General features: G+C 70.9%; 14 protein-coding genes. 8 read left to right on the forward strand and 6 right to left on the reverse strand.

Annotated features, from left to right (window positions below; all coding sequences use genetic code 11):
- Positions 1 to 48: 48 nt before the first annotated feature.
- The 3 genes from mmpB to ACWCRD_RS11580 all read right to left on the reverse strand — a co-directional run bounded on the left by mmpB (position 49) and on the right by ACWCRD_RS11580 (position 2,151).
- Positions 49 to 177, reverse strand: coding sequence for a morphogenic membrane protein MmpB (mmpB, locus tag ACWCRD_RS11570; RefSeq protein WP_344404440.1), 129 nt, complete (start codon positions 175 to 177; stop codon positions 49 to 51).
- 163 nt (positions 178 to 340) lie between these two features.
- The gene (locus tag ACWCRD_RS11575; protein WP_450965644.1) at positions 341 to 550 is read right to left on the reverse strand and encodes an acyl-CoA carboxylase epsilon subunit; all 210 of its coding nucleotides are present in this window, start codon (positions 548 to 550) and stop codon (positions 341 to 343) included.
- 8 nt (positions 551 to 558) lie between these two features.
- Positions 559 to 2,151: an acyl-CoA carboxylase subunit beta gene (locus tag ACWCRD_RS11580; protein WP_450965645.1), complete on the reverse strand. Its 1,593-nt coding sequence runs from the start codon at positions 2,149 to 2,151 to the stop codon at positions 559 to 561.
- Positions 2,152 to 2,262: 111 nt separating this feature from the next.
- Between ACWCRD_RS11580 and ACWCRD_RS11585 the strand changes: the two genes are divergently transcribed.
- Both ACWCRD_RS11585 and ACWCRD_RS11590 read left to right on the forward strand, forming a co-directional pair.
- Positions 2,263 to 3,129, forward strand: a complete 867-nt coding sequence (locus ACWCRD_RS11585; RefSeq protein WP_450965646.1) for a biotin--[acetyl-CoA-carboxylase] ligase — start codon at positions 2,263 to 2,265, stop codon at positions 3,127 to 3,129.
- 100 nt (positions 3,130 to 3,229) lie between these two features.
- A complete protein-coding gene (locus ACWCRD_RS11590) occupies positions 3,230 to 4,345 on the forward strand; it encodes an adenylate/guanylate cyclase domain-containing protein (protein ID WP_115906251.1) in 1,116 nt (371 codons plus the stop codon).
- Positions 4,346 to 4,486: 141 nt separating this feature from the next.
- On the opposite strand, the gene ACWCRD_RS11595 is transcribed toward ACWCRD_RS11590, so the two are convergent.
- The gene (locus tag ACWCRD_RS11595; RefSeq protein ID WP_450965647.1) at positions 4,487 to 5,035 is read right to left on the reverse strand and encodes a hypothetical protein; all 549 of its coding nucleotides are present in this window, start codon (positions 5,033 to 5,035) and stop codon (positions 4,487 to 4,489) included.
- Positions 5,036 to 5,210: 175 nt separating this feature from the next.
- Here ACWCRD_RS11595 and ACWCRD_RS11600 point away from each other — a divergent pair, with 175 nt between their 5' ends.
- From ACWCRD_RS11600 to hutH, 3 genes are all read left to right on the forward strand, one after another.
- Positions 5,211 to 6,029, forward strand: coding sequence for an enoyl-CoA hydratase/isomerase family protein (locus tag ACWCRD_RS11600; RefSeq protein WP_450965648.1), 819 nt, complete (start codon positions 5,211 to 5,213; stop codon positions 6,027 to 6,029).
- Positions 6,030 to 6,124: 95 nt separating this feature from the next.
- Entirely contained in the window at positions 6,125 to 7,312 is a 1,188-nt protein-coding gene (locus ACWCRD_RS11605) for a diguanylate cyclase domain-containing protein (protein ID WP_450965649.1), read from the forward strand.
- Between the two features lie 176 nt (positions 7,313 to 7,488).
- Positions 7,489 to 9,027, forward strand: a complete 1,539-nt coding sequence (hutH, locus tag ACWCRD_RS11610) for a histidine ammonia-lyase (protein ID WP_450965836.1) — start codon at positions 7,489 to 7,491, stop codon at positions 9,025 to 9,027.
- A 59-nt stretch (positions 9,028 to 9,086) separates the two neighbouring features.
- Here the strand turns inward: hutH and ACWCRD_RS11615 are convergent, their stop codons facing one another.
- Both ACWCRD_RS11615 and ACWCRD_RS11620 read right to left on the reverse strand, forming a co-directional pair.
- A complete protein-coding gene (locus tag ACWCRD_RS11615; protein ID WP_450965650.1) occupies positions 9,087 to 9,899 on the reverse strand; it encodes a hypothetical protein in 813 nt (270 codons plus the stop codon).
- 42 nt (positions 9,900 to 9,941) lie between these two features.
- Positions 9,942 to 10,256 (reverse strand): hypothetical protein, encoded by a 315-nt coding sequence (locus ACWCRD_RS11620; RefSeq protein WP_450965651.1) that lies wholly within the window; start codon positions 10,254 to 10,256, stop codon positions 9,942 to 9,944.
- 109 nt (positions 10,257 to 10,365) lie between these two features.
- On the opposite strand from ACWCRD_RS11620, the gene ACWCRD_RS11625 reads away from it, so the two are divergent.
- From ACWCRD_RS11625 to ACWCRD_RS11635, 3 genes are all read left to right on the forward strand, one after another.
- Positions 10,366 to 10,719 carry a hypothetical protein gene (locus ACWCRD_RS11625; protein ID WP_450965652.1) on the forward strand — a complete coding sequence of 118 codons (354 nt, stop codon included), beginning with the start codon at positions 10,366 to 10,368 and terminating at the stop codon, positions 10,717 to 10,719.
- A gap of 166 nt (positions 10,720 to 10,885) precedes the next feature.
- A complete protein-coding gene (locus ACWCRD_RS11630) occupies positions 10,886 to 12,154 on the forward strand; it encodes a L,D-transpeptidase (protein WP_450965653.1) in 1,269 nt (422 codons plus the stop codon).
- 136 nt (positions 12,155 to 12,290) lie between these two features.
- The gene (locus tag ACWCRD_RS11635) at positions 12,291 to 13,730 is read left to right on the forward strand and encodes an ABC transporter permease (protein ID WP_450965654.1); all 1,440 of its coding nucleotides are present in this window, start codon (positions 12,291 to 12,293) and stop codon (positions 13,728 to 13,730) included.
- Positions 13,731 to 13,743 lie beyond the last annotated feature (13 nt).

Raw genomic sequence — 13,743 nt, forward strand, 5'->3', positions numbered from 1 at the left:
CCGTGGGGTGCCACGCGGCGGAGCCGCACATCGCTGCGGCGGTGAGGGTCACCTCAGGCCGATCACGACCATCGCGAGGATCATGGCCAACGCCATGAGGAGGCCGAGCCGCCGCAGCATCTCCTGCATGTCGCGGAGTTCTTTGGGCGGCTCGTTCTCAGGGTCGGACCACAGCATGCCACCAGCGTGGGGCTTGGGCGGGGGACGGTGCCTGAGTACCCGTACTCAAGTTTGGGGCCCGCAGCGGTTCGTTGTCGGCTGCGGGCCCGGTGGGGGCTTGTCGCGCCCACGCGGCGGAGCCGCATATCGATACAGCCCCGCGCCCCTAAAGAGCCATCGCTTACCCCGGCCAGTATGTGCGGGCCCATGATGTGGGCCCGGGCTGGGGCAAGCGGTGGCTTGCGATCCTGGCCGGGTCCGACCAGGAGTCCCTGTCTCGTGTTGCGCCCGGCGGGACGGAGGCTTCCGCCGCGGCGCGGGCTCGGACCACCGCCAGGGCGGCGGCCAGCTCCTCCGGGGTCGGGTTGCCCCGTACGACCTTGATCGTCATGGCGGCTCCTAGAGGGGGATGTTGCCGTGCTTCTTCGGGGGCAGGGATTCCCGCTTGGTGCGCAGCTGACGCAGGCCGCGTACGACGTGGCGGCGGGTTTCGGACGGCATGATCACCGAGTCGATGTAGCCGCGCTCGGCCGCGATGTAGGGGTTGAGGAGGGCGTCCTCGTACTCCTGGATCAGACGGGCGCGGGTCGCCTCCACGTCCCCGGCGGCCTCCGCCTCCGCGATCGTGCGGCGGTGCAGGATGTTGACCGCGCCCTGGGCGCCCATGACGGCGATCTGGGCGGTCGGCCAGGCGAGGTTGAGGTCCGCGCCGAGGTGCTTGGAGCCCATGACGTCGTAGGCGCCGCCGAAGGCCTTGCGGGTGATCACCGTGATCAGCGGGACGGTCGCCTCGGCGTAGGCGTAGATCAGCTTGGCGCCGCGGCGGATGATGCCGGTGTGCTCCTGGTCGACGCCCGGGAGGAAGCCCGGCACGTCGACGAAGGTGATGACCGGGATGTTGAAGGCGTCGCAGGTGCGCACGAAGCGCGCCGCCTTCTCGCTCGCGTCGATGTCGAGGCACCCCGCGAACTGCATCGGCTGGTTGGCGACGATGCCGACCGGGTGGCCCTCCACCCGCCCGAACCCGGTGAGGATGTTCGGCGCGAACAGCGGCTGCGTCTCGAAGAACTCGGCGTCGTCCAGGACGTGTTCGATCACCGTGTGCATGTCGTACGGCTGGTTCGCGCTGTCCGGCACGATCGCATCCAGTTCGAGGTCCTCGGCGGTGACCGCCAGGTCCGCCTCCTCGGCGAAGACCGGGGCCTCGGAGAGGTTGTTGGACGGCAGGTACGACAGCAGCTGCTTGACGTACTCGATGGCGTCCTTCTCGTCCCCGGCCATGTGATGCGCCACGCCGGAGGCGGAGTTGTGGGTGCGGGCGCCGCCCAGCTCCTCGAAGCCGACGTCCTCGCCGGTGACGGTCTTGATGACGTCCGGGCCGGTGATGAACATGTGCGAGGTCTGGTCGACCATGACCGTGAAGTCGGTGATCGCGGGGGAGTAGACCGCGCCGCCCGCACAGGGGCCGACGACCAGGCTGATCTGCGGGATGACACCGCTGGCGTGGGTGTTGCGGCGGAAGATCTCGCCGTACGCGCCGAGGGAGGCGACTCCCTCCTGGATGCGGGCGCCGCCGGAGTCGTTGATGCCGATGACCGGACAGCCGGTCTTCAGCGCGAAGTCCATGACCTTGACGATCTTCTGGCCGTAGACCTCGCCCAGGGCGCCGCCGAAGACGGTGAAGTCCTGGGAGAAGACCGCGAGGGGACGGCCGTCGACGGTGCCGTAACCGGTCACCACGCCGTCCCCGTACGGGCGGTTGTTCTCCAGGCCGAAGTTCGTCGACCGGTGCCGGGCGAACTCGTCCAGCTCGACGAAGGAGCCCTCGTCGAGGAGGAGCTCGATCCGCTCACGGGCCGTCAACTTGCCCTTGGCGTGCTGTTTTTCGACGGCGCGTGCGGAGCCGGCGTGCGTCGCTTCCTCGATACGACGCTGGAGATCCGCGAGCTTGCCCGCGGTGGTGTGGATATCGATCTCTTCCGGCTCGGACATCGGGATCGCGGCTCCCTGCCTGCTCAAAAGGGGGGACGGTTACTCATCCGTAGAGTAGTGGGGGCGCTACGAATCAGCAGTGCGGCGTTTCACACACCTAGGGTGGCTTGCATGACGCCGCGAGATGCTTCAGACGACAGCCGCTGGTCCGACCTGGACCGGCCTCCGCTCAACGCCGCCGCACTGCGGCGCGGGCTCGTGCAGGAGGGCGGGCTGTGGCGCGAGGTGGAGGTGGTGCGCAGCACCGGCTCCACCAACTCCGACCTGGTCGCCCTGGCGGGCGCGGGCAAGGCGGGCGAGGGGTACGTCCTGGTCGCCGAGGAACAGACCGCCGGGAGGGGCCGCCTGGACCGCCAGTGGTCCGCACCGGCCCGCTCGGGCCTCTTCTTCTCCGTGCTGCTGAACCCGGCCGAGGTGCCGGTCGCCCGCTGGGGCTGGCTGCCGCTGCTCACCGGGGTCGCCGTGGCCACCGGGCTGTCCCGCTCCGCGGGCGTCGACACGGCACTCAAGTGGCCCAACGACCTGCTTGTTTCCATCGGCGGCGAGGAACGCAAGGCCGGCGGCATCCTCGCCGAGCGGGCCGGGGACGACGGGGTCGTCATCGGGGTCGGCATCAACGTCACCCTGCGGGAGGACGAACTGCCGGTGCCGCAGGCGGGCTCGCTGGCCCTCGCGGGAGCGGTGAGCACCGATCGCGACCCCCTGCTGCGGGCCATGCTGCGGTCCCTGGAGGAGTGGTACCGGCGCTGGCGCGACGCGGGCGGCGATCCTTCGGTCAGCGGCCTGCAGGAGACGTACGCGGCGGGCTGCGCGACGCTGGGCAGGACGGTGCGCGCGGAGCTGCCGGGCGACCGGTCGATCACCGGGGAGGCGGTGGCGGTGGACGGCGACGGAAGGCTGGTGATCGCCACGGCGGACGGGGTGCAGGAACCAGTGGGCGCGGGAGACGTCGTTCACCTGCGACCGGCTCAGGGGTGACCACCCCTGCCGGCGCCCGAACGGAGTGAGCTACCGCACACCTGCCGTACAGTTGAGGCCGGTCGATACCTGACCGTGGCAGATCGGAAGGGCAGCAGGCGTGACCGTCGACGACACGGGCTCCGGCACGGGCGCGGACGGCCGGGTGGACCCCCACGCCGCCGATCCCGGCGAGGACCCGCTCGCCCTGCGTCTCGAGCACCTGATCCTCGGCGCGGAGCGCCGCTACACCCCCTTTCAGGCGGCCCGCAGCGCCGGCGTCTCCGTGGAGCTGGCCACCCGCTTCTGGCGGGCCATGGGCTTCGCCGACATCGGACAGGCCAAGGCGCTCACCGAGGCCGACGTACTGGCGCTGCGCCGTCTGTCCGGCCTCGTCGAGGCCGGGCTGCTGAGCGAGGCGATGGCGGTGCAGGTGGCCCGGTCCACCGGCCAGACCACCGCCCGGCTCGCCGAGTGGCAGATCGACTCCTTCCTGGAGGGCCTCACCGAGCCCCCGGAACCCGGGATGACCCGCACCGAGGTGACGTACCCGATCGTCGAACTGCTCCTGCCCGAGCTGGAGGAGTTCCTCGTCTACGTCTGGCGGCGCCAGCTCGCCGCCTCCGCCGGGCGGGTGGTGCAGGCCGCCGACGACGAGGAGATGGTCGACCGGCGCCTGGCCGTCGGCTTCGCGGACCTGGTCGGCTTCACCCGCCTGACCCGCCGGATGGAGGAGGAGGAACTCGGCGAACTCGTCGAGGCCTTCGAGACCACCGCCGCCGACCTGGTCGCCGCGCACGGCGGCCGGCTGGTCAAGACGCTGGGCGACGAGGTGCTCTACGCGGCCGACGACGCCGGGATCGCCGCCGAGATCGCGCTGCGTCTCATAGAGACCATGGCGAACGACGAGACGATGCCCGAGCTGCGGGTCGGCATCGCCTTCGGCACGGTGACCACTCGTATGGGCGATGTCTTCGGTACGACGGTGAACCTGGCCTCCCGGCTGACGTCGATAGCCCCGCGTGACGCCGTCCTGGTCGACGCCGACTTCGCCCAGGAGCTGATCCGCACCGGGGAGGCGCCGGCCTCCGAGGCCGAGGCGGCCGAGGCGGCTGCCGCGGCGGAGAAGGAGGGGGAGGAGCCGCCGGTGTACCGGTTTGCGCTGCAGCCCATGTGGCAGCGGCCGGTGCGGGGGCTTGGCGTCGTCGAGCCATGGCTCCTGACGCGGCGGGGTTGAGCACCCCGCCGGGTCTGCTTTTTGCGGCTCCGCCGCGGGGCGGTGATGGGGCGTCTTTCGGGTGCGGCTTCGTCGTGGCTGGTCGCGCCCACGCGGCGGAGCCGCATATTGATACAGCCCCGCGCCCCTTCAGGGCGCTCCTCAGTCGGCGTCGGGGTGGTCCACGCACAGGCCGATGACCGGTACGCACAGGTCGGACTCGTCCGGCTGCGGGGTCGGCGGAGGCGTCGTGCGGGCGGGTGTCGGAGTCGGGTGTGGAGCGGGAGCTGGTGTCGCAGGCGGCTGCGGACCGGTCGTGGGCGCTGGGGTGTCCGGTGTGACCGGGATCGTTGTGGTGACCGGAGTGGGCGCCAGGCTCGGTCTCGGTGCCGCCGCCTGTGAGGACGCGACGGTGGAAGGCGCCGTCGGGGTCGTCGTCGCCCCGCCCATCGCGTAGGTCGCCGACGGGCTCACCCGGGGTGCGGCCGCGACGGCGGCCACAGCGGTGCTCGACTGGTCGGTGCCCGGGTCCTGGCCGGGGTCCGCCTCCGTGGTGCCTAGACCGGCGCTTCCCGAATCCGGTGCCATCCGCACGAGGCTCAGGGCGCCCGCGGCCAGGGCCAGGCCGCTGACGGCGAACAGCAGTTTGCGGGGGCGGGGCCTGCGATGGCGGCCGCGCCTCATCGATGTTTCCGCCGTCACCGTCATCATGTCCCCTCCCCCTTTGCGCCCGCGCTCCCCTGTGCGCCGTGGCGGACGCACCGTATGCGCTCCCATGGGCGGTGTGGCGGGAGTTGGGCGGGATGTCACCCGAACGGGGACAACGGAACGAAACCCTGCAATGATCGGGCCGACGGTTGTTAACCCGCGTTAACCGGAGGGTGTCATGGGCGAGGAGCGGTTCGGGGAGTTCGTGGTGGTGCGGCGACATGACGACGAGGGTGTCGGGGACGTCGGGCATGTCGCGGAACTCGTCCTCGACCGGCCCAAGGCCATGAACGCCGTGTCGAGCGAGATGGCGCGGTCGATCGCCGCGGCCTGCACGGCACTCGCCGCGGACCGTGACGTACGGGTGGTCGTGGTGACGTCCACGCACGAGCGGGCGTTCTGCGTCGGGGCCGACCTCAAGGAGCGCAACTCCTTCACCGACGCCGACCTGCTCCGGCAGCGGCCGGTCGCGCGGGCCGCCTACACCGGGGTCCTGGAGCTGCCGGTGCCGACGATCGCGGCGGTGCACGGGTTCGCCCTGGGCGGGGGCTTCGAGCTGGCCCTGTCGTGCGACCTGATCGTGGCCGACCGTACGGCGGTGGTGGGGCTGCCGGAGGTGTCCGTGGGCGTCATCCCGGGCGGCGGCGGTACGCAGCTGCTGCCGCGGCGGGTGGGGGCCGCGCGGGCGGCCGAGCTCATCTTCACGGCACGGCGTCTGCAGGCCCCGGAGGCACGGGAGTTGGGGCTCGTGGACGAGCTGGTGGAGGAGGGGCGCGACCGCGAGGCAGCGCTGGAGCTGGCCGCGCGCATCGCCGCGAACTCCCCGGTCGGCCTGCGGGCCGCCAAGCGGGCACTGCGCCTGGGGCACGGGCTCGACCTGCGGGCCGGGCTGGAGGTCGAGGACGCGGCATGGCGGTCGGTGGCGTTCTCGGGGGACCGGGCGGAGGGGGTGGCGGCGTTCAACGAGAAGCGGCGGCCCGATTGGCCGGGTGAGTGAAACCAGCCGGGGGTCTGGGGCGGAGCCCCCAGTACCGGTCACCCCACCGCCGTATCAGGAGAACAAACCAATAGAAACCTCCCTAACCTGGAGTAATGGGTGAGGACAAACGGCTCGCAGCAGTCGTCGCGCTGGCGCAGGGCATGGCCGCGGCCCACGGCTCGCGCGAGGCGTGGCGGGCGGCGGCGGCCGGGGGGTGCCGTGCGCTCGGCGGGAGCTTTGCCGCCCTGTCGGTGTGGGAGCGGGAGCTCGGCCGGCTGCGGGTCCTCGCGAACGTGGGGGAGCGGGCCGAGGGGGAGGAGGAGTTCCCGGAGGACGAGTCGTACCCCGTGCACCAGTTCCCCGAGATCACCGAGTTCCTGCACGAGCGGTGGGCCGGCGGCGGCGAGCCCGACGCCTGGGTCGAGACGGCGCAGGGGCCCGCGCCGGGCGGCCGCCCCGGATACCTCCACCAGCGGGTCGCCGCCCTGCGCCGCCGGGGCCGCGGGTGCTGTGTGGTCGCCCCGATCGTGCTGCACGGGCGCGCGTGGGGCGAGCTCTACGTGGCCCGCCCTGCCGGTGCTCCCGTCTTCGACCGGGGCGACGCCGACTTCGCGACCGTGCTGGCCGCCGTCGTCGCCGCCGGGATCGCCCAGGCGGAGCGGCTGGAGGAGGTGAGGCGGCTCGCCTACACCGACGCCCTCACCGGTCTCGCCAACCGCCGCGCCGTCGATGCGAAGCTGGACGAGGCCGTCGAGCGGCACCGCGCGGACGGCACGGTCGTCAGCCTCGTCGTCTGCGACCTCAATGGCCTCAAGCGCGTCAACGACACCCAGGGGCACGCCGTGGGCGACCGCCTCCTGGAGCGCTTCGGCTCCGTCCTCTCTCTGTGCGGTGCGATGCTCCCCGGTACGCTCGCCGCCCGCCTCGGCGGTGACGAGTTCTGTCTGCTCTCCGTCGGCCCGTCCGCCGACGAGGCCGTCAAGGCGGCCGACGAACTCTGTCGCCGCGCCGCCGAGTTGGAGCTCGGCGACGGGGTCGCCTGCGGGGTCGCTTCCACCGAGGATCCCATCGGGCCCGTGCGGTCGGCCCGGCGGCTGTTCCGGCTGGCGGACGCGGCCCAGTACCGGGCGAAGGCGCTCCGCGCGGTTGCGCCGGTGGTGGCTGGGCGGGCGGGGCCCGACGATCCGGTGGTGCGGTTGGCCGACGAGCCGCCGCCGCAGGGTCCTGCGGAGCGGCGGCGGTTCCGGGGGGCCCGGGGGGACGTGCCGGGGGCTCCGCCCCCAGACCCCCGGTCGGCCTGAACGGACTCGTCCTCGAACTCCCCCGCTCTCGGCTTCGCTCGAGCGGGGGACCCCCATGACGGGCTGAAAGACAACGACACCGACCGGGGGCCGAGAGGTGACCGGTGTGTAAGGGGTCCAGTGGCGACCCGGTAGTGACATCTTCGTCTTCACTGCGTACGCTCCTGAATATGGATATGCACACTGTGGTGGTGGGGACGTCCGGGGTGACCGCGTCCGACGTTCTTGCCGTGGCGCGCGGCGGTGCCCGGGTCGAGCTTTCCGCGGAGGCGGTGGCGGCCCTCGCCGCCGCCCGGGAGATCGTGGATGCGCTGGCGGCCAAGCCCGAGCCCGTCTACGGCGTCAGCACCGGCTTCGGCGCCCTGGCGACCCGGCACATCAGCCCGGAACTCCGCGCTCAGCTGCAGCGCAACATCGTCCGCTCGCACGCCGCGGGCCTCGGTCCGCGGGTGGAGCGGGAAGTCGTACGGGCCCTGATGTTCCTGCGGCTCAAGACGGTCTGCTCGGGGCACACGGGCGTGCGGCCGGAGGTCGCGCAGACCATGGCCGAGGTGCTCAACGCCGGGATCACCCCGGTCGTCCACGAGTACGGCTCCCTCGGCTGCTCCGGCGACCTCGCGCCGCTGTCCCACTGCGCCCTCACGCTCATGGGCGAGGGGGAGGCGGAAGGACCGGACGGAGCCGTCCGCCCCGCCGGTGAGCTCCTTGCAGAGCACGGGATCGCCCCCGTCGAACTGCGGGAGAAGGAGGGCCTCGCCCTTCTCAACGGCACCGACGGCATGCTCGGCATGCTGGTCATGGCCCTCGCCGACCTGGAAGCCCTCTACAAGTCCGCCGACATCACGGCCGCCCTGTCGCTGGAGGCGCTGCTCGGGACCGACAAGGTGCTCGCCCCCGAGCTGCACGCCATCCGTCCGCACCCGGGTCAGGGAGCCTCCGCCGCCAACATGCTGGCCGTACTGAAGGGTTCGGAGCTCACCGGGCACCACCAGGACGACGCGCCGCGCGTCCAGGACGCCTACTCGGTGCGCTGCGCCCCGCAGGTCGCCGGCGCCGGACGGGACACCATGGCGCACGCCCGGCTGGTCGCCGAGCGCGAGCTGGCGTCGGCCGTGGACAACCCGGTCGTCCTGCCCGACGGGCGCGTCGAGTCCAACGGCAACTTCCACGGCGCGCCGGTGGCGTACGTCCTGGACTTCCTGGCCATCGCCGCCGCGGACCTCGCGTCGATCGCCGAGCGGCGCACCGACCGGCTGCTCGACAAGAACCGCAGCCACGGCCTGCCGCCGTTCCTGGCCGACGACGCGGGTGTCGACTCGGGGCTGATGATCGCCCAGTACACGCAGGCCGCGCTGGTCAGCGAGATGAAGCGGCTGGCGGTACCGGCGTCCGCGGACTCGATCCCCTCCTCCGCCATGCAGGAGGACCACGTCTCCATGGGCTGGTCAGCCGCCCGCAAGCTGCGTACGGCCGTCGACAACCTCACGCGCGTGGTCGCCATCGAGCTGTACGCCGCCACCCGCGCGATCGAACTGCGTGAGGGCCTGGCCCCGGCGCCCGCCTCGCAGGCCGCCATCGCGGCCGCACGCGCGGCGGGGGTCCAGGGCCCCGGCCCGGACCGGTTCCTGGCGCCCGACCTCGCCGCCGCGGACGCGTTCGTGCGCGAGGGGCATCTGGTCGCCGCGGTCGAGAGTGTGACGGGACCGCTCGCCTGACCGCTCTTGTCGGTACGAGGGCCGCCGCTGTCTCCCCCCGGCGGCGGCCCTCCCGCATGTCAGCTCTGGGCGAGCTTGGCCGCCTGTGCCTTGACGATCTCGGCGGGGACACCGTACTTGTCCTGCTTGCCGGCCAGGGCCGCCAGGCTGATCGAGTAGTAGGTGGCGACCGTGGAGCCGTGCCGCACCACCTCGGCGTGCACCGTCGTCGTGTCGCCGTCGGCCTTGCCGGTCACGGCGAACGCCACCGACTCGTCACCGCTGCCGGAGGACTTCTCCTCGGCGACCTTGGTGAACTTCTGCGTGTCCTGGCCCTTGGCGGAGACCGTGAAGCCGTTCGCGCAGCCGCTCACCGCGTCCGACACCGACTTCATCGTGTCGTGGGCGCCCCCGCCGTCGTACGAGGACAGCGAGACGATCGTCAACTTGGACTCCAGGACGTCCTGGAGGCCGTTCATCGCGGCGTCGAGGTCCTTGTCCGAGGTGCCCGTCGGTGTGGGCTTGTCGGTCTTCTCCGTGGCCATCCGGTTGACGTACGCGCTCGTGTCGCCCGGCGCGAACCCGGTGAGGACGTAGGCGAGCGGTGCGCACCTGGCGTCGGCCACCTTCACCTGGTCCTTGGAGGCGGCGAACTTGCCGCCGGTGTCCGCGGACTTGACGTCGTAGCCGTCGAGGTCCGCCCCGCTGATGATGAGCTTCTTCAGCTCGGCCGCGCTGAGCGCCTTAGCGGCCGCAGTCGACGAGGAGGACGGGTCCTTGGAGCCGGAGCCCTTGGAGTCGTCCGCATTCCCGCCGCAACCCGTGATGAGGGCGAGCGACAGCACGCTCACGGCAGCCGTGGCGCCCGCACGCACCCTCGATGATCTCTTCATGGGCGGACTATGAAGGTCGCGTCAAGGAAACGTCAAGCGAATTCAAAAACCGAGGCGCTCCCGGCGCACCGAATACGCCACGAATCCGGCGCCGATCCCGAGGAAGACGGTGCCGCCGATGACGTAGGGAGTGGTGTCGGGGCTTCCCGTGTCGGCGAGTTGGGCCTGGGCGCCGGAGCTGTCCGTGGTCTCCGACACGGCCCGCGCCTGCGCTGTGACCTGCGAGGCCGGGGCCGCCGACGACGCTCTTCCCGCCGGTTCTTCCCCGGTCGCCTTGGCGGAGGGAACGAACCACAGGGCGCACAGGACGGTGCCTGCGGCGGTGGCGGTCAGCAACGGACGTCGAGCGGATGACACGGAATATCGATCCCCTTGTGGCGCTGGCGAATTGGCCGTGTGGGGCGATGTTAGTGAAAGGCGCGGGTCACAGGAAAGTCACGGGAGCCCCGGGCCTTACGCTCCGGGCATGAACGCTGAAGAGACATCACGTTTTGTCCGCCTTCGAGTGGAACTCGTCCTCGAAATCGAGGACCCCGGCGAACTGACCAAGGCGGCGCTGCGGCGCCTCGCCGCCGACACCGACATGCCGGCCGACGAGCGGGCGCACGCCGAGGGTGCTGTGACGGAAGACACGGCGGAGGCCCTCGCCTCTCTCGTCGACCCGTTCGACCTGGTGAGCGAGGTGCCGGGGGTCGACCTCGCGCAGGCCTCCTGGTCGAGCGAGCCCATCGACTACGACCCCGATTCGCCGGACTGGGACCTGGACGAGGATGATGTGGACGAAGACGACGAAGACGAGGGGGCCGACGGCGTCTCCTGAGCGGCTTGGGCAAGCGTGACCCCGGGTGGCAATTGCCGTCCGGGGTTTTCTTCGTCTCCGACGTGGTGTGCCCCACACCTGCGGGATATGTGGAACGGGACGAACCGGCCGTAGCGTTGAAGTTCGTTGACGGGGACTCTCGGGGCTTTTTGGGGATACGGCGACAATGGAGAAGCGTGTGATGACGAACAGTAAGCGGCGCAGGGGCCTGACGGTCGCGTCCGCACTGCTCGGCGGGGTTCTGGTGCTCTCGGCCTGTTCCGGCGGTGGCGGCGGCGACGCCTCCGGCAGCAAGGGCAAGGACACCTCGCAGGCCAAGGCCGACGAGGCGGCGGCCCAGAAGGCGTCCGAGGCGGACATCAAGATCACGCCGAAGGACGGCTCCGACAACGCCTCCATCAACAACTCCGCGGCCGTCACCGTCAGCAAGGGCACGCTCACGAACGTGACCATGACGACCGAGAGCGGCACCGCCGTCGCCGGCACGCTCTCCGCCGACAGGACCAGCTGGAAGCCGAGCGCCCAGCTGGAGCGCTCGACCACCTACAAGGTCGCGGCGGTGGCGAAGGACTCCGCCGGTCGCGTCGCCCACGAGAACGCCTCGTTCACCACGGTCGCCCCGGCCAACAGCTTCATAGGCACCTTCACTCCGGACAACGGCAGCACCGTCGGCGTGGGCATGCCGGTGTCGATCAACTTCGACAAGGCGATCACCAACAAGGCCGCGGTCCAGAAGGGCATCACGGTCTCCTCCAGCAGCGGCCAGGAGGTCGTCGGACACTGGTTCGGCGCCAACCGTCTCGACTTCCGCCCCGAGAACTACTGGAAGGAGAACTCCACCGTCACGCTGAAGCTCGCGCTCGACGGTGTCCAGGGCGCCTCCGGTGTCTACGGTGTGCAGCAGAAGACGGTCACCTTCCACATCGGCCGCAACCAGGTCTCGTACGTCGACGCCAAGACCAAGCAGATGAAGGTCACGCAGGACGGCAAGGTCATCAAGACCATCCCGATCTCGGCCGGATCGCCCGAGCACACGACGTACAACGGCGTCATGGTGATGTCCGAGAAGTACAAGCAGACGCGCATGAACGGCACGACCGTCGGCTTCACGGACAACGACGGCAAGGCCGAGTACGACATCAAGGACGTGCCGCACGCCATCCGCCTCACCAACTCCGGCACCTTCCTGCACGGCAACTACTGGGGCGCGAAGTCCATCTTCGGCTCGGTGAACACCAGCCACGGCTGCGTGGGCCTCTCGGACACCAAGGGCGCCAACGACACCAGCACGCCGGGCTACTGGATGTACAGCCACTCGATCGTCGGTGACGTCGTGGTCATCTCCAACACGGGCGACAAGACCGTCCAGCCGGACAACGGCCTCAACGGCTGGAACCTGAGCTGGGCGGACTGGAAGGCCGGTTCGGCCATCTGACCTCCTGTCGGTTCACAGCTTTCCGAAGCCGCCCCCAGGGGCGGCTTCGGTGTTTCCGGGCCCCTGCACGGCCTTCTCATCCATCTTTTATTCGGGCCTTATCGAGTCATCACGGGGCGTCCCTAGTTTGCGGCGCATGTTCTTCACCTACCTGAGGCGCGAACTGCGCCGCCGCAGAAAGGCGGCCCTCGTCGTCGCCTCCGGTCTTGCCCTCGGCATCGCGCTCGTCATCGTGGTCAGCTCCGTGTCGTCGGGCATGGGCAGGGCGCAGGACAAGGTCCTCCAGTCGCTGTACGGGCTGGGCACGGACATGACGGTCACCAAGGCGGCCACGCCGACGGCGGGCAACTCCCAGCGTCCGCGCTTCCAGTTCGACGCGCGGGGCAACGGCGACGACTCGACGCAGAGCAGCGACCGGGTCATCGTGCAGGGCTTCACGACCCTGGCCGCCTCGACCGTCAGCAAGGTCGGGGACCAGAAGGGCGTCTCGTCCGCGGTGGGCGGGCTGAGCCTCAACGTGGTGAAGGTCGACGGCCAGTTCACCCGCGGGCAGTTCCAGCAGAACCAGAACGCCGCGGGCGGCCAGGGCGGCCGTGGCGCGGGCGGCGGCACCGGGCAGCCCCAGGGCGAGGTGCGGGGCGGGGGCGCCAACTTCGACATCAACCAGTACACGGTGTACGGCACCGACGTCACCAAGACCGCGCTCGGCCCGCTGACCTCGTCGAAGATCACCAGCGGCCGTACCTTCAAGACGACCGAGACCGACGCCAAGGTCGCCGTGGCGGACTCCGCGTACGCCAAGGAGAAGAAGTACAAGGTCGGTTCGACCGTCACCATCAAGAACGTCAAGTTCACGGTGATCGGCATCGCCACCGCGGACAGCGCGGACGCGGCGGCCAACCTGTACATCCCGCTGCAGCAGGCGCAGACGCTGGCCGGCGAGAAGAACAAGATCACGACGGTCTACGTCAAGGCGACCGACTCCCAGCAGATCGACTCCGTCAAGTCGACCATCCAGAAGAACGTCTCGGGTACGACGGTCACGACGTCCACCGACCTTGCGAAGACGGTGTCCGGGTCGCTGTCCACGGCCTCGTCCCTCGCCACGAATGTCGGCAAGTGGCTGTCGATCGCCGTGCTGGTGGCTGCGTTCCTGGTGGCGGGGCTGCTGACGTCCGCTGCCGTTTCGCGGCGGGTGCGGGAGTTCGGCACGCTGAAGGCGCTGGGGTGGACGTCGGGGCGGGTGACCCGGCAGGTCGTCGGCGAAGCCATGGTCAACGGGCTGTTGGGCGGTGCGCTGGGGATCGCGCTGGGGCTGGCGGGGGCGTACGTCGTCACCAGCGTCAGCCCCACGCTGCAGGCGCAGTTGGGGGGTGGTGGCCCCGGGGGCGGCTTCGGCGGGCCCGGGCGGCGGGCGGCGAGGACGCTGGAGGTTGCGCTGACGGCGCCGGTGAGCGTGACGACGATCGTGCTGGCGGTGGTACTTGCGGTGGCCGGCGGTCTGATCGCCGGTGCCTTCGGAGGCTGGCGGGCGTCGCGGTTGCGCCCGGCGGATGCGCTGAGGCGCGTCGAGTAGCCGACGCCGGCTG

The sequence above is a fragment of the Streptomyces sp. NPDC002092 genome, assembly GCF_053593775.1.

Excerpts from the sequence above, each read along its gene's own strand:
- mmpB (WP_344404440.1), bottom strand. The coding sequence starts at position 177 with ATGCTGTGGTCCGACCCTGAGAACGAGCCGCCCAAAGAACTCCGCGAC.
- ACWCRD_RS11575 (WP_450965644.1), bottom strand. The coding sequence starts at position 550 with ATGACGATCAAGGTCGTACGGGGCAACCCGACCCCGGAGGAGCTGGCC.
- ACWCRD_RS11580 (WP_450965645.1), bottom strand. The coding sequence starts at position 2,151 with ATGTCCGAGCCGGAAGAGATCGATATCCACACCACCGCGGGCAAGCTC.
- ACWCRD_RS11585 (WP_450965646.1), top strand. The coding sequence starts at position 2,263 with ATGACGCCGCGAGATGCTTCAGACGACAGCCGCTGGTCCGACCTGGAC.
- ACWCRD_RS11595 (WP_450965647.1), bottom strand. The coding sequence starts at position 5,035 with ATGATGACGGTGACGGCGGAAACATCGATGAGGCGCGGCCGCCATCGC.
- ACWCRD_RS11600 (WP_450965648.1), top strand. The coding sequence starts at position 5,211 with ATGGGCGAGGAGCGGTTCGGGGAGTTCGTGGTGGTGCGGCGACATGAC.
- ACWCRD_RS11605 (WP_450965649.1), top strand. The coding sequence starts at position 6,125 with ATGGGTGAGGACAAACGGCTCGCAGCAGTCGTCGCGCTGGCGCAGGGC.
- hutH (WP_450965836.1), top strand. The coding sequence starts at position 7,489 with ATGCACACTGTGGTGGTGGGGACGTCCGGGGTGACCGCGTCCGACGTT.
- ACWCRD_RS11615 (WP_450965650.1), bottom strand. The coding sequence starts at position 9,899 with ATGAAGAGATCATCGAGGGTGCGTGCGGGCGCCACGGCTGCCGTGAGC.
- ACWCRD_RS11625 (WP_450965652.1), top strand. The coding sequence starts at position 10,366 with ATGAACGCTGAAGAGACATCACGTTTTGTCCGCCTTCGAGTGGAACTC.
- ACWCRD_RS11630 (WP_450965653.1), top strand. The coding sequence starts at position 10,886 with ATGGAGAAGCGTGTGATGACGAACAGTAAGCGGCGCAGGGGCCTGACG.
- ACWCRD_RS11635 (WP_450965654.1), top strand. The coding sequence starts at position 12,291 with ATGTTCTTCACCTACCTGAGGCGCGAACTGCGCCGCCGCAGAAAGGCG.